This is a genomic window from Pseudomonas sp. GD04019, assembly GCF_029837695.1.
In the GTDB taxonomy this organism is placed as follows: Bacteria; Pseudomonadota; Gammaproteobacteria; order Pseudomonadales; family Pseudomonadaceae; genus Aquipseudomonas.
The window spans coordinates 1-26,240 of sequence record NZ_JAOEEA010000017.1 but is presented as its reverse complement, the minus strand read 5'-3'; the positions used below and the strand labels follow the sequence as shown (position 1 = coordinate 26,240).

Annotated in this window: 33 protein-coding genes; 12 read left to right on the top strand and 21 right to left on the bottom strand. The window is 65.9% G+C overall.

The window, feature by feature from the left end; genetic code table 11:
- Nucleotides 1–122: 122 nt before the first annotated feature.
- The 3 genes from N7607_RS21835 to N7607_RS21825 all read left to right on the top strand — a co-directional run bounded on the left by N7607_RS21835 (nucleotide 123) and on the right by N7607_RS21825 (nucleotide 2,640).
- Entirely contained in the window at nucleotides 123–731 is a 609-nt protein-coding gene (locus N7607_RS21835) for a hypothetical protein (protein WP_279868703.1), read from the top strand.
- Nucleotides 732–840: 109 nt separating this feature from the next.
- The gene (locus N7607_RS21830; protein WP_279868704.1) at nucleotides 841–1,752 is read left to right on the top strand and encodes an SDR family oxidoreductase; all 912 of its coding nucleotides are present in this window, start codon (nucleotides 841–843) and stop codon (nucleotides 1,750–1,752) included.
- Between the two features lie 114 nt (nucleotides 1,753–1,866).
- Complete coding sequence (locus tag N7607_RS21825) at nucleotides 1,867–2,640, top strand: crotonase/enoyl-CoA hydratase family protein (protein ID WP_279868705.1); 774 nt, start codon at nucleotides 1,867–1,869, stop codon at nucleotides 2,638–2,640.
- 36 nt (nucleotides 2,641–2,676) lie between these two features.
- Here N7607_RS21825 and N7607_RS21820 read toward each other — a convergent pair whose 3' ends face one another.
- The 3 genes from N7607_RS21820 to N7607_RS21810 form a co-directional block, all read right to left on the bottom strand.
- Nucleotides 2,677–3,750: a hypothetical protein gene (locus N7607_RS21820; protein ID WP_279868706.1), complete on the bottom strand. Its 1,074-nt coding sequence runs from the start codon at nucleotides 3,748–3,750 to the stop codon at nucleotides 2,677–2,679.
- 70 nt (nucleotides 3,751–3,820) lie between these two features.
- A complete protein-coding gene (locus N7607_RS21815; protein WP_279868707.1) occupies nucleotides 3,821–4,633 on the bottom strand; it encodes a transglutaminase family protein in 813 nt (270 codons plus the stop codon).
- Nucleotides 4,634–4,711: 78 nt separating this feature from the next.
- Complete coding sequence (locus tag N7607_RS21810; protein ID WP_279868709.1) at nucleotides 4,712–5,044, bottom strand: hypothetical protein; 333 nt, start codon at nucleotides 5,042–5,044, stop codon at nucleotides 4,712–4,714.
- 227 nt (nucleotides 5,045–5,271) lie between these two features.
- Here N7607_RS21810 and N7607_RS21805 point away from each other — a divergent pair, with 227 nt between their 5' ends.
- Nucleotides 5,272–6,102: an ATPase gene (locus N7607_RS21805; protein ID WP_279868711.1), complete on the top strand. Its 831-nt coding sequence runs from the start codon at nucleotides 5,272–5,274 to the stop codon at nucleotides 6,100–6,102.
- A gap of 56 nt (nucleotides 6,103–6,158) precedes the next feature.
- On the opposite strand, the gene N7607_RS21800 is transcribed toward N7607_RS21805, so the two are convergent.
- From N7607_RS21800 to N7607_RS21765, 8 genes are all read right to left on the bottom strand, one after another.
- Nucleotides 6,159–6,746, bottom strand: coding sequence for a putative glycolipid-binding domain-containing protein (locus N7607_RS21800; RefSeq protein ID WP_279868712.1), 588 nt, complete (start codon nucleotides 6,744–6,746; stop codon nucleotides 6,159–6,161).
- A gap of 122 nt (nucleotides 6,747–6,868) precedes the next feature.
- A complete protein-coding gene (locus N7607_RS21795; protein ID WP_279868713.1) occupies nucleotides 6,869–7,207 on the bottom strand; it encodes a HopJ type III effector protein in 339 nt (112 codons plus the stop codon).
- Entirely contained in the window at nucleotides 7,207–7,500 is a 294-nt protein-coding gene (locus N7607_RS21790) for a DUF1244 domain-containing protein (protein WP_279868715.1), read from the bottom strand. Before N7607_RS21790 ends, N7607_RS21795 begins: the two co-directional genes overlap by 1 nt.
- A gap of 9 nt (nucleotides 7,501–7,509) precedes the next feature.
- Nucleotides 7,510–7,881 carry a dihydroneopterin triphosphate 2'-epimerase gene (folX, locus tag N7607_RS21785; protein ID WP_279868716.1) on the bottom strand — a complete coding sequence of 124 codons (372 nt, stop codon included), beginning with the start codon at nucleotides 7,879–7,881 and terminating at the stop codon, nucleotides 7,510–7,512.
- Nucleotides 7,882–8,436 carry a GTP cyclohydrolase I FolE gene (gene folE / locus N7607_RS21780; RefSeq protein ID WP_279868717.1) on the bottom strand — a complete coding sequence of 185 codons (555 nt, stop codon included), beginning with the start codon at nucleotides 8,434–8,436 and terminating at the stop codon, nucleotides 7,882–7,884.
- Between the two features lie 10 nt (nucleotides 8,437–8,446).
- Nucleotides 8,447–9,154, bottom strand: coding sequence for a dihydromonapterin reductase (gene folM / locus N7607_RS21775; protein ID WP_279868718.1), 708 nt, complete (start codon nucleotides 9,152–9,154; stop codon nucleotides 8,447–8,449).
- Nucleotides 9,155–9,244: 90 nt separating this feature from the next.
- The gene (locus tag N7607_RS21770; RefSeq protein ID WP_279868719.1) at nucleotides 9,245–9,808 is read right to left on the bottom strand and encodes an antibiotic biosynthesis monooxygenase; all 564 of its coding nucleotides are present in this window, start codon (nucleotides 9,806–9,808) and stop codon (nucleotides 9,245–9,247) included.
- A gap of 206 nt (nucleotides 9,809–10,014) precedes the next feature.
- Nucleotides 10,015–11,538 (bottom strand): fumarate hydratase, encoded by a 1,524-nt coding sequence (locus N7607_RS21765; RefSeq protein WP_279868720.1) that lies wholly within the window; start codon nucleotides 11,536–11,538, stop codon nucleotides 10,015–10,017.
- A 276-nt stretch (nucleotides 11,539–11,814) separates the two neighbouring features.
- On the opposite strand from N7607_RS21765, the gene N7607_RS21760 reads away from it, so the two are divergent.
- From N7607_RS21760 to N7607_RS21750, 3 genes are read left to right on the top strand one after another with little or no spacing between them, the layout of a single operon-like run.
- Complete coding sequence (locus N7607_RS21760; protein ID WP_279868722.1) at nucleotides 11,815–12,942, top strand: GGDEF domain-containing protein; 1,128 nt, start codon at nucleotides 11,815–11,817, stop codon at nucleotides 12,940–12,942.
- Nucleotides 12,935–13,873, top strand: coding sequence for an iron-sulfur-binding ferredoxin reductase (locus N7607_RS21755; RefSeq protein WP_279868724.1), 939 nt, complete (start codon nucleotides 12,935–12,937; stop codon nucleotides 13,871–13,873). The genes N7607_RS21760 and N7607_RS21755 overlap by 8 nt, the downstream gene beginning before the upstream one ends.
- 24 nt (nucleotides 13,874–13,897) lie before the next feature.
- Nucleotides 13,898–14,671, top strand: coding sequence for an enoyl-CoA hydratase (locus N7607_RS21750; protein WP_279868725.1), 774 nt, complete (start codon nucleotides 13,898–13,900; stop codon nucleotides 14,669–14,671).
- A gap of 166 nt (nucleotides 14,672–14,837) precedes the next feature.
- On the opposite strand, the gene pyk is transcribed toward N7607_RS21750, so the two are convergent.
- Nucleotides 14,838–16,289 (bottom strand): pyruvate kinase, encoded by a 1,452-nt coding sequence (gene pyk, locus N7607_RS21745; RefSeq protein WP_279868726.1) that lies wholly within the window; start codon nucleotides 16,287–16,289, stop codon nucleotides 14,838–14,840.
- 134 nt (nucleotides 16,290–16,423) lie between these two features.
- Here pyk and N7607_RS21740 point away from each other — a divergent pair, with 134 nt between their 5' ends.
- From N7607_RS21740 to N7607_RS21730, 3 genes are all read left to right on the top strand, one after another.
- Complete coding sequence (locus N7607_RS21740) at nucleotides 16,424–16,798, top strand: tetratricopeptide repeat protein (protein ID WP_279868727.1); 375 nt, start codon at nucleotides 16,424–16,426, stop codon at nucleotides 16,796–16,798.
- Between the two features lie 71 nt (nucleotides 16,799–16,869).
- Entirely contained in the window at nucleotides 16,870–17,295 is a 426-nt protein-coding gene (locus tag N7607_RS21735; RefSeq protein WP_279868728.1) for a DUF4124 domain-containing protein, read from the top strand.
- Nucleotides 17,296–17,355: 60 nt separating this feature from the next.
- Entirely contained in the window at nucleotides 17,356–17,715 is a 360-nt protein-coding gene (locus tag N7607_RS21730; RefSeq protein ID WP_279868729.1) for a PilZ domain-containing protein, read from the top strand.
- 40 nt (nucleotides 17,716–17,755) lie between these two features.
- Here N7607_RS21730 and N7607_RS21725 read toward each other — a convergent pair whose 3' ends face one another.
- A complete protein-coding gene (locus N7607_RS21725; RefSeq protein WP_279868730.1) occupies nucleotides 17,756–18,682 on the bottom strand; it encodes a LysR family transcriptional regulator in 927 nt (308 codons plus the stop codon).
- Between the two features lie 190 nt (nucleotides 18,683–18,872).
- Between N7607_RS21725 and fpr the strand changes: the two genes are divergently transcribed.
- Nucleotides 18,873–19,652: a ferredoxin-NADP reductase gene (gene fpr, locus N7607_RS21720; RefSeq protein ID WP_279868731.1), complete on the top strand. Its 780-nt coding sequence runs from the start codon at nucleotides 18,873–18,875 to the stop codon at nucleotides 19,650–19,652.
- A gap of 106 nt (nucleotides 19,653–19,758) precedes the next feature.
- On the opposite strand, the gene tsaA is transcribed toward fpr, so the two are convergent.
- The 8 genes from tsaA to N7607_RS21680 all read right to left on the bottom strand — a co-directional run bounded on the left by tsaA (nucleotide 19,759) and on the right by N7607_RS21680 (nucleotide 24,809).
- Nucleotides 19,759–20,451: a tRNA (N6-threonylcarbamoyladenosine(37)-N6)-methyltransferase TrmO gene (gene tsaA, locus N7607_RS21715; protein ID WP_279868732.1), complete on the bottom strand. Its 693-nt coding sequence runs from the start codon at nucleotides 20,449–20,451 to the stop codon at nucleotides 19,759–19,761.
- A 47-nt stretch (nucleotides 20,452–20,498) separates the two neighbouring features.
- Nucleotides 20,499–20,909, bottom strand: coding sequence for a VOC family protein (locus tag N7607_RS21710; protein WP_279868733.1), 411 nt, complete (start codon nucleotides 20,907–20,909; stop codon nucleotides 20,499–20,501).
- Between the two features lie 70 nt (nucleotides 20,910–20,979).
- Nucleotides 20,980–21,258 carry a hypothetical protein gene (locus N7607_RS21705; protein ID WP_279868734.1) on the bottom strand — a complete coding sequence of 93 codons (279 nt, stop codon included), beginning with the start codon at nucleotides 21,256–21,258 and terminating at the stop codon, nucleotides 20,980–20,982.
- Between the two features lie 10 nt (nucleotides 21,259–21,268).
- The gene (locus tag N7607_RS21700) at nucleotides 21,269–21,685 is read right to left on the bottom strand and encodes a GFA family protein (RefSeq protein WP_279868735.1); all 417 of its coding nucleotides are present in this window, start codon (nucleotides 21,683–21,685) and stop codon (nucleotides 21,269–21,271) included.
- A 22-nt stretch (nucleotides 21,686–21,707) separates the two neighbouring features.
- Nucleotides 21,708–22,139 (bottom strand): GNAT family N-acetyltransferase, encoded by a 432-nt coding sequence (locus N7607_RS21695; protein ID WP_279868736.1) that lies wholly within the window; start codon nucleotides 22,137–22,139, stop codon nucleotides 21,708–21,710.
- A gap of 3 nt (nucleotides 22,140–22,142) precedes the next feature.
- Entirely contained in the window at nucleotides 22,143–22,541 is a 399-nt protein-coding gene (locus tag N7607_RS21690) for a VOC family protein (RefSeq protein WP_279868737.1), read from the bottom strand.
- A 195-nt stretch (nucleotides 22,542–22,736) separates the two neighbouring features.
- Nucleotides 22,737–23,804 carry a lipase secretion chaperone gene (locus N7607_RS21685; RefSeq protein WP_279868738.1) on the bottom strand — a complete coding sequence of 356 codons (1,068 nt, stop codon included), beginning with the start codon at nucleotides 23,802–23,804 and terminating at the stop codon, nucleotides 22,737–22,739.
- Between the two features lie 81 nt (nucleotides 23,805–23,885).
- Nucleotides 23,886–24,809, bottom strand: coding sequence for a triacylglycerol lipase (locus N7607_RS21680; RefSeq protein ID WP_279868739.1), 924 nt, complete (start codon nucleotides 24,807–24,809; stop codon nucleotides 23,886–23,888).
- Between the two features lie 270 nt (nucleotides 24,810–25,079).
- Here N7607_RS21680 and N7607_RS21675 point away from each other — a divergent pair, with 270 nt between their 5' ends.
- Nucleotides 25,080–26,168 carry an AraC family transcriptional regulator gene (locus N7607_RS21675; protein WP_279868740.1) on the top strand — a complete coding sequence of 363 codons (1,089 nt, stop codon included), beginning with the start codon at nucleotides 25,080–25,082 and terminating at the stop codon, nucleotides 26,166–26,168.
- The last annotated feature ends 72 nt before the right edge of the window (nucleotides 26,169–26,240 follow it).

Here is a 26,240-nt window from a genome sequence, read left to right as displayed (position 1 = left end):
CCGACGTTTCAGAGGCCTGCATGTGCCGTCTCGCCTGACGACCGTTGATCCAACGAGTCGAACATCGGCGCAGGCGGCGCAGTCGTTTTCAGGGTATGCACTCCATCTTCGAGGTGATACCCATGAACAAGAATCCGCTTTCCGCGCTGCTGTTCGGCGCCATGCTGACCGGCCTGTCCCTGCCGGCACTGGCCGAAACCGACTCCACCGGTCCGACCGTACCCGGCTCGACTTCGCCCACCCCGGCGGAGGTGCCGGGCGCTACCTCACCCAATAGCGGCAGCGATACCGGCACCTTCACCCCCGGCTCGCCGACCGGTACCGACAATGGCGTCGGCAACGACAGTGGCCTGGGCAACGATGCTCCTGGCACCAACGGTACCGGCACTGGCAATGGCACCGGCCTGGGCAACGACAGTGGCGTGGGTACCGGCACCAATAGCGGCAGCGGAATCGGTAATAGCATCGGCACTGGTACCGGTACTGGTACTGGTACTGGTACTGGCTCGGGCAGCACTGCGCCCGGCACGACTGGCGGTGGTACCGGGACTGGCACTGGTACTGGCACCGGTACCGGCAGCAGCACTGGCGGCACCACGGGCGGTGGAACTACCGGCGGCGGCACTTCGGGCGGCAGTACCGGTGGTGGTGCTACTGGCGGCGGTGCCGCGGGTGGTGGCAGTGCTGGCGGCGGCGCTGCAGGTGGTGGCGCCGCCGGCGGTGGTCAGTAACCGCGCATAAGGTCGCATTATCGGCCGTCATTCAGGCAGGCCGCGCGCCTTGTGAGGCGGGCGGTATCTGCCTGAAACTCGGGGTTTCGCAGACTGCCGAGGAGCCCTCATGAGCGACGCCATCCGTTTCCAAGATCAAGTGGTCATAGTCACCGGTGCCGGCGGCGGCCTGGGCCGCGCCCATGCGCTGCTGTTCGCCAAGCATGGCGCCAAGGTGGTGGTCAACGATCTCGGTGGCAGCACCCACGGCGAGGGCGCCAACGCCTCGGCGGCGGACAAGGTGGTGGCCGAGATTCGTGCCGCCGGTGGCGAGGCCGTGGCCAACCATGATTCGGTCACCGATGGCGGCAAGATCGTGCAGTGCGCGCTGGACAGCTTCGGCCGCATCGACGTGGTGGTGAACAACGCCGGCATCCTGCGCGACAAGTCGTTCCACAAGATGGAAGACGCCGACTGGGACCTGGTCTACAAGGTTCATGTCGAGGGCGCCTACAAGGTCACCCGCGCCGCCTGGGAACACCTGCGCGAGCAGCAATATGGCCGCGTGATCTTCACCGCCTCCACCTCCGGCATCTATGGCAACTTCGGCCAGTCCAACTACGGCATGGCCAAGCTGGGCCTGTACGGTCTGACCCGTACCCTGGCCATCGAGGGCCGCAAGAACAACGTGCTGGTCAACGCAATCGCCCCCACCGGCGGCACGCGCATGACCGAGGGCCTGATTCCGCCGCAGGTGTTCGAGCAGCTCAAGCCCGAACTGGTCAGCCCGCTGGTGGTGTATCTGGGCAGCGACCAGTGCAAGGACACCGGCGGTCTCTACGAAGTTGGCGGCGGTTGGGTCGGCAAGGTGCGCTGGGAGCGCAGCCTGGGCGCCGGCTTCGATCCGAAGACCGGCTTCAGCCCGGAAGACGTGGCCGACAGCTGGAAGCAGATCGGCGACTTCGAAGGCGCGGCCCACCCGGATGACAACGTCACCGCCCTGCGCGAGATGATGGCCAACCTGCAGAAGCACGCGGGCTGATCCGCCAGCCACACGGGGGATTCGGCCAGCAGGCTGCAATCGACCCCGAGCAGGTTTAAGTTGAAGGCCGGCAGCGATGCCGGCCTTTTTCGTTTCCGCCTTCTGGAGCCCGCCATGAGCCTGATCGTCGAACAAAACGGCCCGGTCACCATCCTCACCCTGGATCGACCGCAGGTGCGCAATGCCGTGGATCGCCCCACGGCCGATGCCCTGGTGGCGGCTTTGCGGGCGTTCGAGGCGGATGATTCGGCGCGGGTGGCGGTACTCACCGGCAATGGTGGCACCTTCTGCGCCGGCGCTGACCTGGGCGCAGTGGCCGAGGGTGGTGAGCGCAGCAATCGGCTGGAAGAGCAGGGCGACGCTCCCATGGGGCCGAGCCGCATGCAGCTGAGTAAGCCGCTGATCGCCGCCATCGAGGGCCATGCCGTGGCCGGCGGTCTGGAGTTGGCACTACTGGCGGACCTGCGGGTGATGGCGGCCGATGCGGTGCTCGGCGTGTTCTGTCGGCGCTTCGGTGTGCCGCTGATCGACGGCGGCACCGTGCGCCTGCCGCGCATCATTGGCCAGGGGCGGGCTCTGGACCTGATCCTCACCGGTCGCCCGGTGCATGCCGAGGAAGCATTGCAGATGGGCTTGGTCAATCGGGTGACGCAGCCGGGGCAGGCGCGAGCGGTGGCCGAGGCGCTGGCGCTGGAGATCGCCGGCTTCCCGCAGCGCTGCATGCTGGCCGACCGTGCCAGCGCCTATGGCCAATGGCAGCTGTCGCTGGACGAGGCCCTGCAGGCGGAGTTTCGCGGTGGCATGGCGGTGGTGCAGAGCGGGGAGACCCGTGCCGGCGCCCTGCGTTTCACGGCAGGAGCGGGACGGCACGGGGATTTCGCCGAGTAGCAGGCCTGGTTGCCCCGGGATGGCCTGCTCCCGTGCTTAACGCGCTTGCAGCTTGAAGTTATCGTCCGAAGGTTCCTTGGTGTAGGCACCCTGGTCGTGAACCAGTTTCTGCGTGCCGTTCATCAAGGTGGCAATGCGGCTGTCGGCAGTCTTGGCCGAGGCGGCCTGGTTGCTGGTGCCGGTCACTACGGGCGGGTTGAAGCTGAATGACCACAGGTAGTGCCACACCGCCGCGTTGTGCTTCTCGGTGATCTGCGTGGCGTTGAAGTACCAGGGCTTCAGCTCGCTGAAGGCGGTCATGTTCATCAGCCCCTTGTTCTCGTCGCCGACGAAGATGGTGCTGGTCACGGCCGAGGTGCGGTAGGCCTCGAAGATCACGCCCTTGCCCTTCAGAGTGCTGACGTAGCTGCGGCACACCGCGCCGGTCCACTGGTTGCCGAGCCAGCTCTTGGCGTTGTTGGAATAGAAGGGGTCGAGCAGGGCCACGCGCTTGGGCAGCAGCTTGCTGTTGAGGGTGCCGGCGGTGACCGCATCGCTGATCTTCTTGGTCAGCACGATGGCCATCTGGTTGCCCAGGGAGTGGCCGAGGATGCGGATGTTGCTGCCGGTGTAGCCGCTCATGTTGTCCTTGTAACTCTTGAACAACAGGTCGCTGGCGGATTGCGCCGGGCCGGTGCTGTAGGCGCCGCTGGCGTTGCGCCAACGCATGGCCCGCGGGCCGCTGGTGCTCCAGATCTTGGCCTCGGCATCGGTGACTTCGCCCTCGTCGGCGAACTGGTTCCAGTACAGCACGCCGACGTTGTAGCCGGCGCTGAGCCAGGCCGAGGCGAGGTCCAGGCTCGGGCCACCGGCGCCTTCACGGTTGAAGGTTTCGCGGTCCTTGCGGGCGGTGGCGCCGTTCTGCCAGCCGTGGATGTAGATCACCGTGGGTTTGCTGGCGCCGAAGTAGGCGTTGCTCTGCCCGGGCACGGCCTTTTGCCAGGTATCGCCATGGCCGAACCAGTACAGGCCGTAGTCGAGGTTGTTGAAGGTGGAGTCGGGGAAAACGCCGGGAGCGGCGTGGACAAGCGAGGAAAGGCACAGCAGGCAAAGCACGAATAGCTTGCGCATGGTGGGTGTCCCGAATGTTGTTATTGTGTTTTTGGGGCGGGACAAATTAAGCAGAGAGCAGGGGCTGCAGTCAATGCAGGGCTGGCGTGCGCCCCACGCGCCCCAGTTCGTCGAGACGCTGGCCCAGGCGCAGCCGGTCGTGCTCGTCGTCGCACAGCAGCAGGGCGCGCTCCAGATCGAAGCGCTCGGCCTGGGGACATTCCAGTTCGTGGTAGATGGCGGCGCGCAGCAGATGGTCGCTGCTGTTCGGCGGCGCCAGCAGGATGATGCGCTCGGCGTCCTTCAGTGCGGCCATGTGGTCGCCGGCGGCACCGTGTAGGTGGCAGAGATTGCGCGACAGGCGCAGCAGCAGCGCGCGCCCGTCGCAGACCTGGAAGTGGCTGGCGCCCAGCTCGGTACCGGGACCGGCGACCCGCGCCAGCAGTTCGCGGCAGTCGCGGGTATACAGGCGGCGGCCGTTGCAGGGGTCGAGCAGGTGTTCGGCGCCGGGTACGCGCAGCAGCAGGTGGCCGGGGAAGTTCACCGCCTGCAGCGGAATATCCAGACGCTGGGCCAATTCCAGGGCGATCAGCGCCAGCGACAGCGGCTGGCCGCGCCTGCGTTGCAGTACCTGGTGCAGCAGGGCGGCGCGCGGGCGCAGTGGCAGGTCGTCGTCTTCGTGGAAGTCCAGCTCGCCGAGGCGCCGCAACAGTGGCTGGGCCAGGTCCGGGCCGGCCAGGTTGGGCAGGCCGGCGGCTACCTGCTGGCGCAGGTTGGCGAATTCGCGCAGCACCAGCTCCGGCTGCAGCGTCGGCTCATGCTCGGCGGCGATGTACAGGGCCGCCTGCAGCAGGGCGGGCGGGTCGGATTCCACACAGGTCAGCCAGGCGGGGCGAGCGGTCATGCGGTTCTCCGTGACGAGACGCGTGAGCAGACTATTGCCCGTCCGGCTCGGCTCGTCCAGTCACTTTCCGCGCACTGTTCAGGCGTAGACGCGTTGACCGCGATACATGCGCACCGAGTGGCCGCGCTGCTCGGCCTCGTTGCCCTGGGACGTGTTCGGCTGCTCCGGCAGCTCGTGGCCGCGATACTGGCGCGCCGGCTGGGCCGGTGCGGGGGCTGCCGCGGCGTTGTCGCTGAGCTCGGCCAGGCGGATGCCCAGCCTGCGGGTGTCCTGATCGCTGGAGCGCAGGCAGGCGAGGAGCATGGCCTCGACCGCGTCCGTCTGGCTCAGGCGGATGTCCACGGCCAATTCCTCGCGCAGGCGGCGGCGCAGCGACTGCATGCAATCGAGAACGGCTTTGTTCAGTTCCATGGCGGCTACCTCGAATCGGTTGCTCGGCGCGACTCACATTCAGGCCATAGCAAGGCGCATACCAGAACGCCGGAGCGGCGAACTGTGCGGGCCTTCACGGGTCCATAGGCGGCCGGCTGCCCGGCGCTGGTGCAGGCTGCACTGGTCTGGCGCCCGCTGAAGCTGAGCCAGCGAACCGGTATACTGGCCGCCATCCGTTCTGCCTTTCCGTATTTCTGAAGGTTTCTATGCGCAACGACGCCCACGACGAACTGGACCACGTGCCCAGCCTGACCACCGACCCGCGCGACCGTGACGACTATCAGGTCGGCTACCAGGCCCCTGCCCAGAGCCATGCGCCGCGGAGCAAAGCGCCCAGCTACCCGCAAGTGGAGCGGCGCCGTGGTTTCGGCACCGGGCCGCTGTGGGCGTTGATCGGTGCGCTGGTCATCGCCCTGGGTGGCTTGAGCTGGTGGAGCTATCAGCAGCTCGCGCAGATGCAGGCGCAACTGGTGGCGACCCAGGAGAGCTTTGACAGAATTACCGAGGAAGCGGCCGGACGTATCCAGGATATCTCCGGCAAGGTGGTGGCCACCGAGTCCAACGTCACCAGCGGCAGCGAGGCCCTCAAGCTGCGGGTCAAGCAGCTGGAGGCCAAGCTGGCCGAGCTGAGCAAGCAGCAGCAGAACGTGGCTGGCCAGCAGAGCGGGCAGGGCAAGCGCATCGACCAGCTGGCCGCCGATCTGAAGACCCAGCAGGGTTCTACCGCTCAGTTCGATAGCAAGCTGGACAAGCTGGTCAGCGAGCAGAAGAGTGGCCTGGCCGGTGTAGGCAAGCTGCAGGAGCAGCTCAAGAGTCAGGCCGCCGATATCGAGGCGCTGAAGAAGAGGGGCGATCAAAGCCAGGCCGTGCGTAGCCTGGAGCAGGATCTGCTGGTGCTGCGCAGCGAGCTGGAAAACCGCCCGGCGCCGAGCAACAACACCGCCGAGTTCGACGCCTTCCGCGCCCAGGTCACCCGCAACATCAACGGCCTGCAGGCCCAGGTGCAGAACCTGCAGCAGCAGCTCAACAGCCGCTGAGGGCTGCAGATGTAAAAAGCCCCGCCTAGGCGGGGCTTTTTCATATCGGCGAGACGCTAGGCGCAGTCGGCCTGGCGCAGGATGTTCTGGCTGACGCGCACGAACTGGCCGATGGCCTGGACCAGCAGGTCGCCGTCGTCCAGGGTCAGCTCGCACGGCGCATGGCCCTCGGCTTCGCACAGGTACACGGCATGGCTGGCCTGGCGGTGCAGGCACTGGTAGCGCTGCTGGCGCGCCTCGACCCGCAGGCCGAGCAGGTCGACATGGGCCACCGACACGCGCTCGCTGTCGCCGACGGCGAGGGCGCCTTGTTGCAGCAACGGCGTGTGGGTGAAGGGCGAGGCGGACAGCATCACCTGCTGGCACTCGGCGAGGTCTTCGCGCAGGCGGCCATCGAGAAACCAGTTGCCGCGGATGTCGCGATGCAGGTCGAGGCTGCGCTGGCCGTGGTTGTCCACCTTCAGCCACAGGCGGCGGAAGCGCCAGCGTTCGTCGTATTTGAGGGTATAGGTGGCCACGATGCTGTTGCCACGGATGCTCTGCATCAGATGGCTACTGGCATTCACCCCGTCGCTGGCGATATCCAGGTTGAGGTGTTCGACGCCCGGGTTGGTCCAGGGCTTCCAGACCAGGCTTTGTTGCATCCTTGCACTCCTCCGCTCAAGGTGCGCCGGCATCCTGCCGCGCTAGATAGGGCCGAGAATACGGCAGCCCGCCGCGCGCTGTCTGTCAGCCAAAGCCGACAGATGCGCAGCTTGTTGCGCAACTAGCCCTTGCGCTTGAGCGGTTGGTGGGCGAACTGCACGCCGCCCAGGCCGGTGTCCTGCAGGGCGCGGATATTGGCGTGGTCGTTGCCTTCGGGGGTGGCCAGCACGGAGCGATAGTGCTCGCCGAACGCGCGCAGGGTCTCTTCCAGGCTGAGGCCTTCGAGCAGGGCCAGGCCGAGGGTCTTGCAGGAGCCCTCGTTCTGCCCGGCGGCGCTTTCCACGGCGCCATTACGGAAGGCGGTGGGCTGGTAATCGTAGTGTTCGGCGATGAAGGCCAGGGTCTCGGCGAACTGGAACTGCTCGCCGTGCAGGCGGGCGCGGAAGTCTTGCAGGCTCATCAATGCTGGTTTCCTTTGTCGAAGGCAGCCTGCTGCTCGGCAGTGGCCTCCTTCTGGTACTGGGCTTTCCACTCGGCATATGGCATGCCGTAGACGATTTCACGGGCCTGTTCCATGTCGACGGCCACGCCTTGCTCATCGGCGGCGGCCTTGTACCACTTGGACAGGCAGTTGCGGCAGAAGCCGGCGAGGTTCATCAGGTCGATGTTCTGCACATCGCTGCGTTCACGCAGGTGCTGGACCAGGCGGCGAAAGGCGGCGGCCTCCAGTTCGAGGCGTTGTTGTTCGGTCATGACAGGGTCTCAACGATGGGCGGCGAGGGTGATAGACACCGACTCGGCGAAGCGCAGGGCGTGCAGCTTGTCCACTTCCACCTCGGCGTAGCGCACGGCCGTGTTGGCCATCACCAGGTCGAGGATTTCCTGGGTCAGGCGCTCGAGCAGGGCGAAGCGGTTTTCCTCGACGTGGCGGATCACCGCCTTGGTGATGGTGCGGTAGTTCAGCGCGTGGTCGATGTCGTTGTCGCGCACGGCCTCGTCGGCCGGGTAGAGGATGGTCAGGTTGATCAACACGTCCTGCTTGTTGTTGATCTCCTCCTCCTTGATGCCGATGAAGGTGCGCAGGCGCAGGTCCTTGACCCGGATGCGCGCCATCCCAGGTTCCAGTCGCGGCATTTACTTGCTCCGTCCGATCAGTTGCAGGAATTCCTGGCGAGTGTTGCTGGACTCGCGGAAGGCGCCCAGCATAACCGAGGTGAGCATCTGCGAGTTCTGCTTTTCCACCCCGCGCATCATCATGCACATATGCTGAGCCTCGATCACCACGGCCACGCCGGCGGCGTTGGTGACGCTCTGGATGGCCTCGGCGATCTGCCTCGTCAGGCTCTCCTGGATCTGCAAGCGGCGCGCGTACATGTCGACGATGCGTGCCACCTTGGACAGGCCCAGCACCTTGCCGGTGGGGATGTAGGCGACATGAGCCTTGCCGATGAAGGGCAGCAGGTGATGCTCGCACAGCGAGTACAGCTCGATGTCGCGGACGATCACCAGCTCGTCGCTGGCGGAGGCGAACAGCGCGCCGTTGACGATCTCCTCCAGCGACTGGGCGTAGCCGTGACACAGGTACTGCATGGCCTTGGCGGCGCGCTCGGGGGTATCGCGCAGGCCTTCGCGCTGTGGGTCTTCGCCCAGGCCGAGGAGGATCTCGCGGTAGTGCTGCGGCAGGTTCATGGCGCGGTCCTCAGACCAGATGGCGACCACCGTTGACGGTCAGCGTGGTGCCGGTGACGTAGGGGTTGTCCAGCAGGTAGCGCAGGCTCTGGTAGATCACCTCGGCACCCGGCTCGAAGCCCAGGGGCGTTTCGGCCAGGCGCTTGGCGCGGTACTCGGCACTGTCGCCTTCATTGAACTGGATCAGCGCCGGGGCGATGCCGTTGACCTTGATCGTGGGGGCGAAGCGCGCGGCGAAGGACTGGGTCAGGCTGTCCAGCCCGGCCTTGCTGGCGCAGTAGGCCGGGCGCTTGGCGCTGCCCTTGCGCGAGACGTCGTCGCTCAGGTGGACGATGTCTGCCGGGCCGTCGTGGCGCAGCAACTGCTCGCAGTGCAGGTTGATCAGATAGGGCGCCAGCATGTGCACGCTGACCATGCGCTGGAACACTTCGGCCTCGTGGCCTGGGGTTTCCGTCTCCCAGTCGGAGGCGTTGTGGACGATGGCGCGCAGGCTGTCGGTGTGCGCTTTCAACTGCTCGATAAAGGCCAGGATGCCGGCTTCGCCGGAGAAGTCCGCCTGCAGGGCGATGGCGCCGCGCTCACGCAGGCGCTGCACACCTTCGCGCTCGCTGCGGTAGCTGAAGATCACCGGCTGGCCGTCGTCGAGCAGGCGCAGCGCGCAGTGCAGGCCGAGGCGCTGGCCGGCGCCAGTGATCAGGATGGGGGCGGGGGCAGTCATTGTGGGGCTCGTCGATCGGGCTGGATCGAGCAAGTAAACCCCAGCCCCCGCTGCGCTACAACCATGCGCGGCGTGAGGGAAAGCGCCGGTTCAGGGCGTCTGCAGTACTTCGTCTGTTTGACGTGTGCGGCGGCCCTGCAGCCAGGGCTCCAGCAGGTGGGTGGAGAGGGGGATGAACCAGTAGCTCATCAGTGGCGTCAGCACCAGGGTGCTGAGCAGCACGCGCAGCACCAGCGGCCACTCGGCCATGAAGCCGCCGAACAGCAGGTTGAAGGCCAGCGACACCGGGAAGAACGCCAGCCAGATGGCCACGCTCTGTTTCCAGCGCGGCGGGCGGCGCAGGGCATTGCCGAACCAGGCGTCGAGGCCGCTGACGCGGCGCTCGTGGGGTTGAGCGAACAGGCCGCTGCCGCGCTGCAGCCAGGCGCGGCGCGAGGCGGAATGCTCCCAGGCGGCGAGGGTGGCGGCATCGGCGAAGCGGAAGATGATCTGGAACTCGTCGTCCTCGGGCGGTGGGGCGAGGACGCCGGAGCCGAGGTAGCCGGGGAAGTCGGCGGCGAGTTGCTGGCCTTCGTGCAGCCAGGCGCGGAAATCCTGGAAACACTCTCGCGGAACGCGGCGTGCCACCAGCATGGTGACCGGATCGGTAGACATCGTGTATCTCCACTGCGACAGGCGCGGCCCGGATAGGGCGGTGCGCGGTATGGCCCACCGGGGTGATGGCGGGACATAGAATTAGGTCAATGTTATTGCCATTTATGGCGAATGACTAGAGGCGCGCAGAAGGGGATTCGGCCAATGGGGCGGGCAAAAGAAAAAGCCCGGCACTAGGGCCGGGCTTCTTTGCAGCGCGAGTGCGCTTACTTCACTTCCACCGCCAGGCTTTCGGCGATCTTCTTGTTCCAGATCGCCGGGCCGGTGATGTGCACCGACTCGCCGTTGGTGTCGACCGCCACGGTAACCGGCATGTCCTTCACTTCGAACTCGTAGATCGCTTCCATGCCCAGCTCGGCGAAGGCCAGCACCTTGGACTTCTTGATCGCCTGCGCGACCAGGTAGGCGGCGCCGCCGACGGCCATCAGGTACACGGCCTTGTTGTCCTTGATTGCGTCGATGGCGATCGGGCCGCGCTCGGACTTGCCGATCATGCCCAGCAGGCCGGTGCTTTCGAGGATCTGGCGGGTGAACTTGTCCATGCGGGTGGCGGTGGTCGGACCGGCCGGGCCCACCACTTCGTCACCGACCGGATCGACCGGGCCGACGTAATAAATGAAGCGGCCCTTGAGGTCCACCGGCAGCTCTTCGCCCTTGTTCAGCATGTCGACCATGCGCTTGTGCGCGGCGTCGCGGCCGGTGAGCATCTTGCCGTTGAGCAGCACGGTCTCGCCCGGCTTCCAGCTCTGCACTTCTTCCGGGGTGATGGTGTCGAGGTTGACGCGGCGCGCGCTCGGGCCGGCTTCCCAGACGATTTCCGGGTAGGCGGACAGGTCCGGCGCTTCCAGCTCGGCCGGGCCCGAGCCGTCGAGTACGAAGTGGGCGTGACGGGTGGCGGCGCAGTTGGGGATCATGCACACCGGCAGGGAGGCGGCGTGGGTCGGGTAGTCCATGATCTTCACGTCGAGCACGGTGGTCAGGCCACCCAGGCCCTGGGCGCCGATGCCCAGCTGGTTGACCTTGTCGAACAGCTCGAGGCGCATTTCCTCGATCTTGTTCTGCGCACCGCGAGCCTTCAGCTCGTGGATGTCGATGTGCTCCATGAGCACTTCCTTGGCCATTACTGCGGCCTTCTCGGCGGTACCGCCGATGCCGATACCGAGCATGCCTGGCGGGCACCAGCCGGCGCCCATGGTCGGCACGGTCTTCAGCACCCAGTCGACGATCGAGTCGGACGGGTTGAGCATGGCCATCTTCGACTTGTTCTCGGAGCCGCCGCCCTTGGCCGCTACGTCCACTTCCACCTTGTCGCCGGGGACGATGGAGTAGTGGATCACCGCCGGGGTGTTGTCCTTGGTGTTCTTACGCGCGCCGGCCGGGTCGGCCAGGATGGAGGCGCGCAGGACGTTCTCCGGCAGGTTGTAGGCGCGACGCACGCCCTCGTTGATCATGTCGTCGACGCTCATGGTGGCGTCGTCCCAGCGCACGTCCATGCCAACCTTGATGAATACGGTGACGATGCCGGTGTCCTGGCAGATCGGGCGGTGGCCGGTAGCGCACATGCGCGAGTTGATCAGGATCTGCGCCATGGAGTCGCGCGCGGCCGGCGACTCTTCCTTCAGGTAGGCCTCATGCATGGCCTGGATGAAGTCGACGGGGTGGTAATAGGAGATGAACTGCAGGGCGTCGGCGACGCTCTGAATCAGGTCGTCCTGCTTGATCACGGTCATTGGGGCGCTCCTCTATCAGGGAACATCTATAAGGAAACGCCGGACCACGACCCGGCGCAACGGCAAAAAGTGGTCTGGAACGACTTTTGACGTCATTCCGCGACGGTCCGCAGGGTGGCTGCCAGGGATGGCGGGCCACAAAAAAACGGCGGCGCAGTATAGCGCGGTGGCAGGGACCGGCACAGCCGCGCGGGCTGGCCGATGGTCGCGGGCGCGCTATCAATTTCACTATTACGGGGGTAGAGTTGGGCAAGGTGCCAGTACGGGACGGAACCCATGAGTACGAGTAGTCCAGGGGTGACAAAGCGCGGTCTGCAAAGCCTCTTGCTGAAGCGCTTCGGCATGGCGGTAGCGAGCTATGCCCTGGTGCTTCTGCTGATGTGGGTAGCCCTGTGGGTGGGCATCTATAACGGCACTGTCTCTTTCGCCCTGCTCTGCACCGGCCTGGTGGCGCTCAGCCAGCTGGCCTTCTACGCCCTGTTCCGCAGCGGCCGCAACCTGCACTTCGCCGACCCCAGCCTGACCGAGGCGCAGATCCTCGTAGGCCTTGCCCTGCACACGGTGTTGCTGGTCCAGCTCGACAGCGCTCGCGGCAGCCTGCTGATGTTCTACCTGATCATCCTGATGTTCGGCGTGTTCCAGCTGCGCCCACGGGTGTTCGTGCGTTGCGCCGCCGTTGCCTTCTTCTCCTTTGCCGGGCTCAACCTGCTGGAAGGCTACCAGCTGCGCCTGGACGATCCGGGCCAGGCCCTGCTGCAATGCTGTGCGCTGTTTATCGGGCTGACCTGGCAGAGCCTGTTCGCCAGCTACGTGCAGGCCCTGCGCCAGCGCATGCGCCAACGCCGCTATGCGCTGCAGGCGCACCAGGACACCCTGCGCGGCATGATGCGCCAGCTCGAAGACCTGGTGGCCACCGACGAGCTGACCGGGCTGTTCAACCGCCGCCACTTCCTGCGCCTGGCCCTGCGCGAGCTGGACAGCCTCGGCCACGGCCGCCAGCACGGCCTGGCGCTGATCGACCTGGACCACTTCAAACGCATCAACGACGTGCACGGCCACGCCGCCGGCGACCGCGTGCTGCAGACTTTCGCCGCCGTGGCCCGCGCCTGCCTGCGCGACGGTGACGTGCTGGCCCGCTACGGCGGCGAGGAGTTCGTGCTGCTGCTGCCCAATACCGATGCCGACCAGTTCACCAGCTGCTGCGAGCGCCTGCGCGAGGCGTTCGCCAATGCCGAGCCGGTCGGCGTGCAGGTGAGCAACCTCAGTCTGTCCGCCGGCATGACCCTGCTCAACGAGGGCGATGATCTCGACGAGGCACTGCAGCGGGCCGACCAGGCGCTGTACCGGGCCAAGCGTGGCGGACGCAACCGCTGCGACGCGGCCTGGGAGGGCGCCGGTGCCTGAACTGAAAGCTGCCGGCCAGGCCTGGTCGGTGGCCGCCGGAAGCAATCTGCTCGATGCCCTCAACGGCGCCGGCCTGCGCGTGCCCTACAGCTGCCGCTCTGGCAGCTGCCACGCCTGCCTGGTGCGTTGCGTGCGCGGCGAGGTCATGGACCAGCAGCCCGAGGCTCTGAGTGAGGCGCGCCGCGAACAGGGCTGGCGGCTGGCCTGCCAGTGCCGGGTGGTGGACGACCTGGAGGTGCAGCTGTTCGATCCGTCCCGCGATGGTCTTCCGGCACGCGTGCATTCACTCGACTGGCTGAGCCCATCGGTAGCGCGTCTGCGTCTGTTGCCGGAAAAGCCGCTGCGCTACGCCGCCGGTCAGCATCTGGTGTTGTGGACGGCTGACGGCCTGGCGCGACCCTATTCGCTGGCCAGCGTGCCGGGCGAGGAGCCCTGGCTGGAGTTCCATCTGGACTGCCGACAGGGCGGCGCCTTCAGTGATGTTGCCCGCCAGTTGCAGGCGGGCGACGTGCTGCGTCTGGGCGAGCTGCGCGGCGGCGCCCTGCATTACGATCCGGCCTGGAGCGAACGGCCGCTCTGGCTGCTGGCCGCCGGCACCGGCCTGGCGCCACTCTGGGGTGTATTGCGCGAGGCATTGCGCCAGCATCACCAGGGCCCGCTGCGGGTCATTCACCTGGCCCATGACGAGGCCGGCCACTACCTGGCCGAGCCGCTGCAGGCGCTGGCTGCGAGCCATCCACAGCTGCAATTGCAGCTGGTGACCGCGTCCGAGCTGGCAGTGGTTTTGGCGGAACTGCGGCTTGTTTCGCGACAGACCGTCGCCTTACTCTGCGGCTCTCCCGCCAGCGTGGAAGCCTTCGCCCGCCGCCTCTATCTGATAGGCGTGCCGCGCAACCAGGTGCTGGCCGATCTTTTTCTGCCCCATGCATAACCGGGGCACTGCCCTGGAGTTGCCATGAGCGAACACGTACTGGTCGAGCGCGACGGCGGTCTGCTGACCCTGCGCCTGAACCGCCCGGACAAGATGAACGCGCTGACCCGCGCCATGTACAGCCAGATGGCCGAGGTGCTGGATGCGGCCAACGAGGATCGCGCGGTGCGTGCTGTGCTGATCACTGGCGGGGCCGAGTGCTTCACCAGCGGCAACGACGTGGCCGATTTCCTGCAGGCGCCGCCCACCGGCATGGACAGCCCGGTATTCCAGTTCATGCGCGCGCTGTTCGACTTCGGCAAGCCGGTGGTGGCCGCCGTGGCCGGTCCGGCCGTGGGCATCGGCACCACCCTGCTGCTGCACTGCGACCTGGTCTATGTCAGCCGCGACGCCAAGCTGCGCACCCCCTTCGTCAATCTCGGCCTGTGCCCGGAATTCGGCTCCAGCCTGTTGCTGCCGCGCCTGCTCGGCCAGGCCAGGGCGGCCGAGGTGCTGCTGCTGGGTGAGGCCTTCACCGGTGCCCAGGCGGCCGAGTGGGGCATCGCCAGCGGTGCTCTTGAGGATGGTCCGAATACAGTGGCCAAGGCCCGCGAGATGGCCCTGCGTTTCCTCGAGCTGGCGCCTTCCGCGGTGGCCGACAGCAAGCGCCTTATGCACGCACCGGGACGCGAGGAGCTGCGCAAGGTGATCGAGGAAGAGGGCGCCCTGTTCGGCCAGCGCCTGCGTTCGCCGGAGGCCATCGAGGCGTTGTCAGCCTTTATGCAGCGCAGGAAACCGGATTTCTCCAAGTTCGCGTAGGACTGAATCACCCCTCTCCTCTCGGGAGAGGGGCGGGGGGTGAGGGGGCTGTAGGCGACTCGCTGCCAATCCCTCACCCTACGAGGGCCGCCCCAGCCCTCTCCCAGGGGGAGAGGGAGCAAGAAAAAGGCCGCTCAATGAGCGGCCTTTTTCATGGGCGGCAAACTCAGACCAGCGGATCACCCACATGGAGGATCTTCATGGTGTTGGTGCCGCCGGTGCCGTGGTAGCTGTCGCCCTTGGTCAGGATCACCCAGTCGCCGGGCTCGACGAAGCCGCGCTTGAGCAGTTCGTCTACCGCCGCCTGGCTGACCTTGTTGGCCGGCATGGAGGTCGGGTCGAACGGCACGGTGTAGACGCCACGGAACAGGGCGACCCGGGCCTGGGCCTCGCGGTGCGGGGTGAAGGCGAAGATCGGGATCGACGAGCGGATGCGCGACATGATCAGCGGGCTGTAGCCGCTCTCGGTCAGGCTGATGATGGCCTTGACGCCCGGGAAGTGGTTGGCCGTGTACATGGTGGCCAGGGCGATGCTCTCGTCGCAGCGCTCGAAGGTGCGGCCGATGCGGTGGCTGGATTTCTGGCTGGTCGGGTGCTTCTCTGCGCCCAGGCACACGCGGGCCATGGCCTCCACGGCTTCCACCGGATACTCGCCGGCGGCGCTCTCGGCCGACAGCATCACAGCGTCGGTGTAGTCCAGCGCGGCGTTGGCCACGTCGGAGACCTCGGCGCGGGTCGGCATCGGGCTGTGGATCATCGACTCCATCATCTGGGTCGCGGTGATCACGGCTTTGTTGTAGCGACGGGCGTGGGCGATGATCTTCTTCTGGATGCCGACCAGCTCGGCATCGCCGATCTCCACGGCGAGGTCGCCGCGGGCTACCATCACCGCGTCACTGGCGCGGATCAGGCCATCCAGCGCGGCGTCGTCGGCCACCGCCTCGGCGCGCTCGATCTTGGCCACCAGCCAGGCGTTGCCGCCGGCCTCGGTGAGCAGGCGGCGGGCATAGTCCATGTCGGCGGCGTCACGCGGGAAGGACACGGCGACGTAGTCCAGCTCCATCTCGGCAGCCAGCTTGATGTCGACCTTGTCTTTCTCGGTCAGGGCCGGCGCGGTCAGGCCGCCACCGCGGCGATTGATGCCCTTGTTGTCGGACAGCGGCCCACCGATCACCACGCGGCAGTGCAGCTCGTCGGCGCCCTTGAGTTCGACGCGCATGACCACGCGGCCATCGTCCAGCAGCAGGTCGTCGCCGACGTCGCAGTCCTGGATCAGCGCCGGGTAGTCGATGCCGACCACTTCCTGGTTGCCCTCGGTGCGCGAGTGGCTGGCGGAGAGGCGGAACAGGTCGCCTTCCTTGAGCTCGATGCGTTTGTTGGTGAACTTGGCGATGCGGATCTTCGGACCCTGCAGGTCGCCGAGCAGCGCCACATGGCGGCCGTGCTTGGCGGCCAGTTCGCGGACCAGGGCGGCGCGAGCCTTGTGGTCGTCGGCGCTGCCGTGGGAGAAGTTCAGGCGGGCAACGTCGATGCCGGCGACTATCAGCTGTTCGAGAACTTCCGGGGAATTGCTGGCGGGGCCGAGGGTGGCGACGATTTTGGTGCGGCGCAGGGTCATGCGGTAACTCCAGTTTGCATTGCGTGCGGCGAGGCTACTACGGCCTTTGACTGTAGTCATTGTTCGCCTGCACTACCTTGCCTCTGCAGAAATCGCCGCGAACGCCGATACACTGCACAGCGGAGGAATTGACCATGCGAACCCTGATCCTGATTCTCACCCTGACCAGTCTGGTCGGCTGCAATCGCCTGTCCCTGGACCGTCACCTGGACGAAGCCTATCGGCATTACACCGAGGGCGATTGCGACCAAGCCTTGCTCGACCTGTCGCGTGCCGAGCGCAGCAGTCGCTCGCGCAGTTACATGCAGCCGGAAATCTCCCTGTTGCGTGGCCAATGCCTGGAACGGCAGAACCTGTTCGTCGACGCGGCGCAGACCTATGAGTTCATCGTCACCCGCTACCCGGCCAGCGAATACGCCTATCGTGCTCGCGCCAGGCTGGAGACATTGCGCCAGCTCGGGCATCATCAGGCGGGAGAGCCGGCCAAGGCATCCGCCGCATCCCTCTGATGCGGCCGCCAGTCGGCTGGCCCGCAGGAAGCGAAGCGCGGCGTTAAGCTGCGCCGAAGGAGGGAGCCCGCATGCGTCATTTCGTATTCATCGCCTTGTTCGTGCCGGCACTCGCCAGCGCGGAAATCTATCGTTGGACGGACGCCCAGGGGCGTGTGCATTTCAGCGAGAAGCCCGGCGGCAGTGGCGCCGAGCAGGTAGAGGTGAAGCCCCAGGTGGTGGAGCGCGACGATGCCACGCGTGAACGCGAGCAGCGCACCCAGCAGTATTTCGATGCGCGTCGCGACGAGAAGGCCCAGTCTGAGACTCGTGCCTCTGCGGCCCGTGCCGAGCGCAGCAAGGAATGCCAGGAGCTCCGCAGTAACCTGGAAAGCATTCAGCGCGACCAGCGCTACTTTGTTATCGACAAGGACGGCAACAAGACATATGTCGAGGCAGATGAGATAGATGCTGCTCGCAGCCGTCTGTCGTCTCGTATCGCCGAGCGGTGCGGCTGAGTCTGGTCGAGCACCAGCGCAGCAGCCATACTCGAACTCCATCCATAGCGATTGGCCACCATGCACATTCAGCGCCACATCGAACGCCATCAGCTGCCGTACTACTTGAAGGTGTTCAACCGCATCACCGACAAACCCATGGGCTACATCGGCAATGTCTCGCTGGATGGCCTGATGCTGATCAGCCAGTACCCCATGCTGGTCAACGCGCGCTTCGACATGCGCCTGAAGATTCCCGGCCGCGATGGCCGTGTGCACAACATCGACTTCGCCGCCTGCTGCCAGTGGAGCCGCGAGGACGTCACGCCCGGCACCTACGATTCGGGCTTCTCGCTGGTCGCGCCGCCGGCCGAGTACGTCGAGATGGTCGATGCCCTGCGCAGCTACTTCAGCTTTCATCCCCTGGCCGCCTCGGCCTGACTGACTCGCTCTCTATCTGACTGATCGCCTGGGCCTCCGCTCAGGCGATCGGCTGCAGCACTATCTCGTCGCTGCGGCGAATGCCCGCGGTCATCTCCCGGCACAGTTCGAGAAACTCGCGCATCGCCGCGGTCTGGTACTTCTGGCGATGCCAGATGAAGTAGAACTGGCGGGTGAGGTCCAGCTCCGGGGTTTCCACCGGCACCAGGCTGCCGCGGCGAAAGGCGTCGCGCAGGGCCAGGCGCGAGATGCAGCCGATGCCCAGACCGGACTCCACGGCGCGCTTGATCGCCTCGGTATGCTCCAGCTCCAGACGAATATTCAGCTGCGCCGGGTGATGGCGCATGGCCTGGTCGAAGGTCAGCCGGGTGCCGGAGCCCTGTTCTCGCAGAATCCAGGCCTCGCGGCTCAGCTCCTCCAGGGTCGCCGCGCCGCGCTCGGCCAGCGGGTGGCGCGGGGCGCAGAACACCACCAGCTCGTCCTCGACCCAGGGCTGCACCTCGATGTCCGGGTGCTGGCAATCGCCTTCGATCAGACCCAGATCCAACTCATAGTGAGCCACCCGCTGCACCACGTTGGCGGTGTTCTGCACGTGCAGCTTGAGGCGGCATTCCGGATGGCGCTGCATGAAGTTGCCGATCAGCAGGGTGGCCAGGTAGTTGCCCACGGTGAGGGTGGCTCCCAGCTCCAGCAGGCCGAAGCCGGTCTTGCCGCTGAGCAGGCGCTCGATCTCCTTGGCCTGGTCGAGCAGCGCCACCGCCTGCGGCAGCAGCTGGCGCCCCAGGGCGTTGAGCGACAGGCGCTTGCCGGCCCGGTCGAACAGCTGGCAGTCGGACTGCCGCTCCAGTTCGCTGAGCGAGGTGCTGGCGGCGGACTGGGAAAGAGCCAGGGATTCCGCCGCGCGCGACACGCTTTCCTGCTTGGCCACGGCGACGAAGACTTCCAATTGCCTGAGAGTAAATCGCATATCTATATAACCAATAATCGATATCTTGATAATTCGCTTAACAGATATTGTGGCGCTCACTAGAATGGCGCGCAACGCTGCCGGCCCCGGCAGACGATTGTGTGCGTAATCACCCGACATTGACCTGACGCAAAGAGGTCGAGGGTGTTTTCCGGCAATCTGAAAACCGAGACTTTTGAGGACACCCCGCATGAGCAACATGAACTCGGAACGCGTCGTCAGTGTGCACCACTGGAACGACACCCTGTTCAGCTTCAAGTGCACCCGCGACCCGGGCCTGCGCTTCGAGAACGGCCAGTTCGTCATGATCGGCCTGCAGCAGCCCAACGGTCGCCCGCTGATGCGCGCATATTCCATCGCCAGCCCGAACTGGGAAGAGCACCTGGAGTTCTTCAGCATCAAGGTGCCGGACGGTCCGCTGACCTCCCAGCTGCAGCATCTCAAGGAAGGCGACGAGATCATCATCAGCAAGAAGCCCACCGGCACGCTGGTGCTCGATGACCTCAACCCCGGCAAGCACCTGTACCTGCTCAGCACCGGCACCGGCCTGGCGCCGTTCATGAGCGTGATCCAGGACCCGGAAACCTACGAGCGCTTCGAGAAGGTCATCCTGGTCCACGGCGTGCGCTACGTGAACGAAGTCGCCTACCGCGAGTTCATCACCGAGCACCTGCCGAAGAACGAGTTCTTCGGCGACGCCCTGAAGAACAAGCTGATCTACTACCCGACCGTGACCCGCGAGCCGTTCGAGAACCAGGGCCGCCTGACCGACCTGATGCGCAGCGGCAAGCTGTTCGAAGACATCGGCCTGCCGCCGATCAACCCGCAGGACGACCGCGCGATGATCTGCGGCAGCCCGAGCATGCTCGACGAGACCAGCGCGGTGCTCGACAGCTTCGGCCTGAAGATCTCCCCGCGCATGCGCGAGCCGGGCGACTACCTGATCGAGCGTGCCTTCGTCGAGAAGTGAGCGCCCATCGCTACAACACAAACCCGCCCATCGGCGGGTTTGTCGTTTCTGGCGGGCCGTGGACTCGGCCGGCGTAGCTTGATGCAATCCGGGGCAGGGTGTGCGATCAGCCCGACGCCACTTCCAGCACGCAGATGCGTCCCGGCGCGGGATAGTGCCAGCGCACCTGCACATCCCACAGCAGCACGCCGTAGCGTCGCTCGGGCTCCGGCACCTGGTAGGCGGGGCGCGGGTCCTGGGCCAGGCATTGCTCGATCAGCTCGACCAGCGGTTCGCCCAGGCGTAGCGCATGCTGCCGTGCCTGTTGCAGGGCCTCGTCACTCCAGGCCAGGTCGATCGGTGTCGGCGGCGCGTCGGCGATGCGGTTGAACGCGCCGGGCACGCCGTCGGCATAGGGCACATAGGGTTTGATATCCAGCACCGGCGTGCCGTCCAGCAGGTCGATGCCGGACAGCCACAGCCGCCCCGGCTCGACCTTCTCCAGCTTCACCACCGATTGGCCGATGCCGTTGGGGCGGTGCGTGGCGCGGGTGGCGAACACACCCATAGAGGCATTGCCGCCCAGGCGCGGCGGGCGCACCTTGAGCCGCGGCTTGTCCTCCAGGGCCTGGTGGAAGAGGAACAGCAGCCATACATGGCTGACCTGCTCCAGCCCCTCGACCGCTTCGGCGCGATCGAACGGCGCCACCAGCTCCAGCACGCCGCGAGCGGCCGGGGCCAATTGCGGCTGACGGGGAATGGCGAACTTCTCCTTGAAGCAGGAGCGCAGGAAACCTATGGGGCTGACGGAGTGAGACATGGCGGCACGCGTGGCGGGAAACCCGTGCATGGTAGCGAGCGCCCGCCTCAGTCGGCCACCTCATCGTAGCCACGGCCCCGCCACTGCAGCAGGCACAGGCCATGGCCGAACGGATCGCGCAGGCCGGCCAGGCGACCCCAGCTCTCGTCCGTCGGGCCGCGTTCCAGGCGAGCGCCGGCGGCCAGGGCGCGGGCCAGCGCGCTATCCAGATCGGCGACCACCAGGTCCAGGTGCAGCGGCGTCCAGTGTGGGGCGTAGTCGCGGCGCAGCGCGCTATTGGCGACCGGAGTGCTGCCGGGCGCCTTGTGCAGCAGGTAGACCGGCACCGGCGCGCCCTCCAGTTCGGCCACGCTGCCGTCGAACAGATAGCGGCGCAGGCGCAGGCCGGCGGCCTGTTCATAGAAGGCCAAGGCCTGCTCCAGGTCCGGTACGTCCAGATTGATCAGCAGTTCGGTCATGGCTCGGCACTCGCTGGGGTGGCCGGCTGGGCGGAGCTGCTCGAAGTACCGCGCGCACTGGTCATGGCCTTCATCGGAACACCTTGCCGCCTGCAAACAATCCCATTACAGCGTCGTGGCATTGCGTGCAGACCAGGCCACGTTCCTGGCCCGAGCGCGGGTCGGCGTTCTCGTGGGGCTGCACGCAGGCGGGCAGGGCGAAGCGCCGTTGCAGCGCGCTCAGGTCCAGGCGCACATCGAAGTACACCCACTCGCGGCAGTTCTCCGACCAGGCCTGGCCGCGAAACGTCTCCTCGGCGCCGCTGTGCAGCAGGGCCAGTTCCACTGGGCGCAGGTGGTCGCAGAGCATGGGGCGATCCTCAGGGCTTGGCCGGGGCCACCGGCGGACGCTCCGGGTACTGCGGGAGCTGGTCGCAGATCTCCAGCCACGGCGCCTTGGACGCGACGAAGATATGCGCACCGGGGCCCTGTTCGACCGGGGTATCGAGGCTGCCCATGCGCACTCTTACGATCTCCGGCATCTGCTCGCGGCGGCTGTAGATGGGCGAGCCGCAGTGGCTGCAGAACACCCGGTGGCTGCCCTCGGCGGTGCAGAAGTCTTTCAGCGCATCCGCGCCGGTGGTGACGACGAAATCCGTGGTGGCCACCAGCACGTTGGAGGCGAAGGCCGAGCCGCTAGCCTTGCGGCAGCGCGAGCAGTGACAGAAGAACCCCGCGCCGAGCTCGCCGCGAATCTCGTAGTGAACCGCTCCGCACAGGCAACTTCCGTTGTACATGTGAATCCCTCGCTGAACTGGCTTAGGTTTCGCTGATGTAGTCCTGGCGTAGCGCCTGCGCCGGGTTCTCGAAAATCGCCATGGCTGTGCTCATGCGGCGGAAGCCGAGGCGACGATAGAAACCCTCCTTGCCCGGCACCGCATAGAGAATGATCTTGCGATGCCCGCGCGAGGCCGCCACCAGCCGTGTCACGATCTCGCGGCCGAGGCCGCTGCCCTGATGCTCGGGCAGCACGGCAACGTCGCAAATGTAGGAGCAATCGACGCCATCGGCCAGCGCGCGGCCGGCACCTACCAGCCGGCCGTCGACATACGCCAGGCAGCGCAACAGGCTGTTGCCGAAGGCGGTGCGCAGCCAATCCGGGCTCTTGTTGCCCAGCGGCGCGGCCAGGTACAGGGCAGAGAGCTCGTCCCAGTCGAGGCCGTCGAGCGAGTCGGACCAGAGAATGTCCATGGCTCAGTCCTGTGCGTCGTGGCAGACCACGCACAGCTTGTTGCCGTCCGGGTCGCGGAAATAGGCGCCGTAGTAGTGCTCATGGTACTCGGGGCGCAACCCTGGCTTGCCCTCGCCCTGGCCGCCATGGGCCAGAGCGACGGCGTAGGTACTGTCGACCACGGCTCGGCTGGATGCCGCGAAGGCCACCATCTGCCCGTTGCCGCCTGCATGCGGTTGCCCGTCATAGGGTCTGCCGATCAGAAACAACGGCCGCGGCTCGGCCTGCATCGGCTGCCAGCCGGCCCAAGGCCGCGATGCATCGCTGAAGCGCAGCTCATGGCCCAGCGCGCTCATCAGTGGCCGATAGAACGCCAGGGCCCGCTCGAAGTCGCCGATGCCGAGGAAGACGTGGGAGAACATGGTCGGTATCCCGATCAGGTAGGGAGGAGGGAGCTTAGCCTGTGCGGAAGCGGGCAGTACAAGATTCACGGCTATGACGTGATGGGTGGGCGCAAAGGATCGGCCCGCAGCCGGGTGGCTGCGCAAGGCCCTGGCTCAAACACGGGCGCAGCAGTGCCGAGCAACTGCCGCCAGTGATGTTGAGAGGCCCTTTGGCTAGGAGTCGCTAGGCCGCATGGAGACCGGCTGCGCTTGGTCGTGGATGCGCTCCAGTGTTTCTGCACGCAGGCGCTCGGCTTCGTTGCTGAAGCGGCTCTCGCGCAGGTCATCCAGCTGGCGTTCGCGGTCTTCCTGGCTCAGGCCGGTGTTGCTCAGGATTGCGTCGCGCTGCGCATACCAGGCGTTCATCCGTCTGTCCCAGGCGGCGTTTTCCTGGTCCAACGCTTCCAGCCGTGCGGTGGCTTCCTCTCCGACCAGGCTTGTACGAATCTGGCGCAGTTCTTCCGCCGAGCCGGCACGTTGCTTCCAGTCATCCGTCAGAGTTCGCAGGTCCAGATACTGATGGGTCACTTCGAGCGAGGCCTGGATATCTTCCGGCAGCTGCTGCTCCAGCTCTTTCAACTGCTGGGCGCGGGCCTGGGGCGACAGTGTCTTGTTCTGCAGCAGCTCTAGCCGTGCCAAGGCGAAGAGGTCGTAGGCATCGTCGTCGCCAAAGAATACGGCGATTACCTCTGGCGAAAGATATTGCGTGCGCAGCGAGCGTACCTGCTCCATCTGCTGGCGAACCCGTTCCAGGTCCATCTGTCCTGATGTTGGTACCTGAGCCTTTTCAATATCTGCCACCCCGCGCAGGTAGGCGAGATAACCCTCCAGCACTCCCTTCGCCTCACCTAGCGCCGGCTCCTGCAGGCGATGGCGCAGCTGTGCGCGAATGCGCGCCGTCAGGGTATCGATGCTTTCTTCGCCCACCGCCGCGAGGAAATAGTCGAAGCAATGGCGAAGCCCGATGGTGATCCGTAACCGGCCCTCGGCATCGGTCTCCAGCGCACAGTTCACCTCGGTTCCGGCCAGCGACCGTGGCAGGCCTTCCAGCCCGGTGGCCATGTCGGCTTGGGTGTTGGTGGTGGCTGGCATCATCGCCAGCGTCGCTTCTGATGTGGATGGCAAGGCCGGGGTTTCAACTGCCTCCATGGTTTTACTTTCGTCATGCAGCCACCACGGCAGCCCGGTTGCCGTTGCCACCAGCAGGCAGCAGCCCAGCAGCATAAGCACTGTTTTATTCATATCGACTCCACTATTGCTCTGCGCGCATAAGCCAGGGCCGGCTCGCGCGGCCCTGGCGTACCACCATTGCTGCGAGGGTGCTTAGAGCCCGGCCAGCTTCAGGCGGTTGGCATGCTGGCGATAAGTGGTCTTGGGGTTGGTCTCGAAGATGCTGACCAGGCCGAGCACCTGATTCACCGTGTCCAGATGGTTCATGTTGTAGTTGTCACGAATCACCGTGCCCAGGTGGCTGGAGCACTGCGGCACCAGGCCATCGTTGGGCCCCGAGATCAGCAGAGAGGTGGTGGCCATCGACCAGTCGGAGGGGTCCAGGCCGCTGGTGAGGAGGCCCGTACCGCTCCAGGAGTAGAAACGGATGCCGTTGGCCGTGGCCGCGCCCGAACCGCAGGAGGCTGTGGGAACACCGCCCGGGAAGCGCTGGTTGTAGGCCAGAGCGCCGGCGGCAGTCAGGTTTTGCATGGCTGCCAGGGCATCCTGCTGGCTGGTCGAGCCGTCGCCCAGGTCGATCAGCCAGGCGACGGCATTCACCACGGAGGCAAGGATGTCGGTGCCGATCGGGCCGACCACATTGGAGAAGACCTGCACCGCGTCCGCCACTGGCGAGCCCTTGTGCGGCGTGCTCACCGAGGTCACCGAGGCCACGCGCTCCGGCGCTACGCCGGCCACGTAGCGAATGGTCATGCCGCCCTGGCTGTGGCCGATCAGATTGACCTTGGCGGCGCCAGTGATGGCCTGGATCTCCTTGACCTGAGCCAGCAGTTGTTCGCCGCGTACATCATGGCTCTGCGCCGGTGTCTGGGCGGTGGTGAAGACCTTGGCGCCGTTGGCCTGCAGATCGCCGGGAATGCCATGCCAGTAGTTGACCGGGCCAATCTCGCCGAAGCCGAAGAGTCCGTGCGAGAGCACGATGGGGTACTTGGTCTTGGCGTAGTCGGAGGCAGCGTGTACGGGGGCGGCGGCCAGCGCGGCAGCAGCCAGCAGCAAAGGAGCAGAAAGCTTCTTCATGAGGGACCTCGTTATGCTTGTTCTTTGGGTCGCCGATCAGCAGGAGCGCGCAGGGCGTCCTCTTGGCAGTTCTTGTTGTTGGCCCGCAGGCCTGTAAAGCATACGGAGCCCCCATCAGGGGGAAATGAGGAAAGCGGACATCGGAGCTGTCGGTATGGGACATGCGGCCCGCGTGGAGGCGCCGGCTCATGTCCGGCGTTGCACTCGCCAGATCGCCACGCTACAAATGGGCTCACAAAAAGACGGCCGACAGGCCGCTAGAGTCGAAGCATGAAGCACTCCGTCCACAGCACGAATCCCGCAGGCGGCATGTCCGGTGAGGCCGAATCCGAGGGCTATTTCCTGGCCAGCATCCTGCTGGATGTACTGGAAACCCTGCGTGCCCGGGGCATCAACGCGCAAGCCATCGGACGGGCCCTGAACCTGGACATGGACAGCCTGCTGGCCGACCCGAATGGCTGGGTGCCGATCCGCCTGCTGGAGACCATCCTGCGCCAGGCGCTGGTGCTGTTCCCCGATCCGCTGATGGGCTTGCACGCCTCCCAGTCGGAGCGCGACGCCGCCTTTGGCGTGCTGGGCTATCTCGCCCAGACCTGCGCCACCTTGCAGGAGGTGTTCACCGCCAAGGCTCGTTATGAGCGGCTAGTGAGCGATATGGGCACCACCACCCTACGCCAGGAGCCCGGTGTAGTCCTCTGCTGCTGGGACTGCAGCGCCCGTGATCCAGTCTTCATACGGCACGCCACCGAGTTCCTGCTGGGTCAGTGGCTGCGCCATATCCACTCGATCCGGGAGCAGAAGGAAGGCCTTCTGCTACGTGTACATTTCCGCCATGCCGCCCCCGAGGACCCGCAACTGCTGAAAGAGTACGAGTCCATCTTTGCCTGCCCCGTGCGCTTCAATCAGCCGGAGTCGGCGCTGGTGGTGCCGGCGCCCGTCATGAGCCTGCGCCTGCGCAGTGCCAATCCCGGCCTGCAGGCGACCCTGGAGCGGCATGCCCACCTGCTGCTCAGTGAGCGCGATAGCGCACCGTCGCTGCTCAGTCAGATCCGCTCCCGCCTGCGGGTACTGTTGATGGAGGGCAGCATTTCCCGCGACCACCTGGCAGAGGAGCTCGGCATCAGCAGCCGCCACCTGCACCGGCAATTGCAGAAGGCTGGCAGCAGCTATCGGGAGCTGGTAGACGACATCCGCATCGAGCTGGCCAAAACGCTACTGCAAGACAACGACCTGACCGTGGACGCCATCAGTCGGCGGCTCAATTTCAAGGAGGGGCCCTCCTTCAGCCGCTGGTTTCGGGAGATGACCAAGCGAACACCGGGCGAGTATCGGCGGCAACTACAAGCACAAGAACGGTGAGTGTAAAGAGGCTCCTGCTTGGAGTTGCTAGCCTTTGAGCTATATCTGTACAGCGAAAAGAGTGAGCGACAG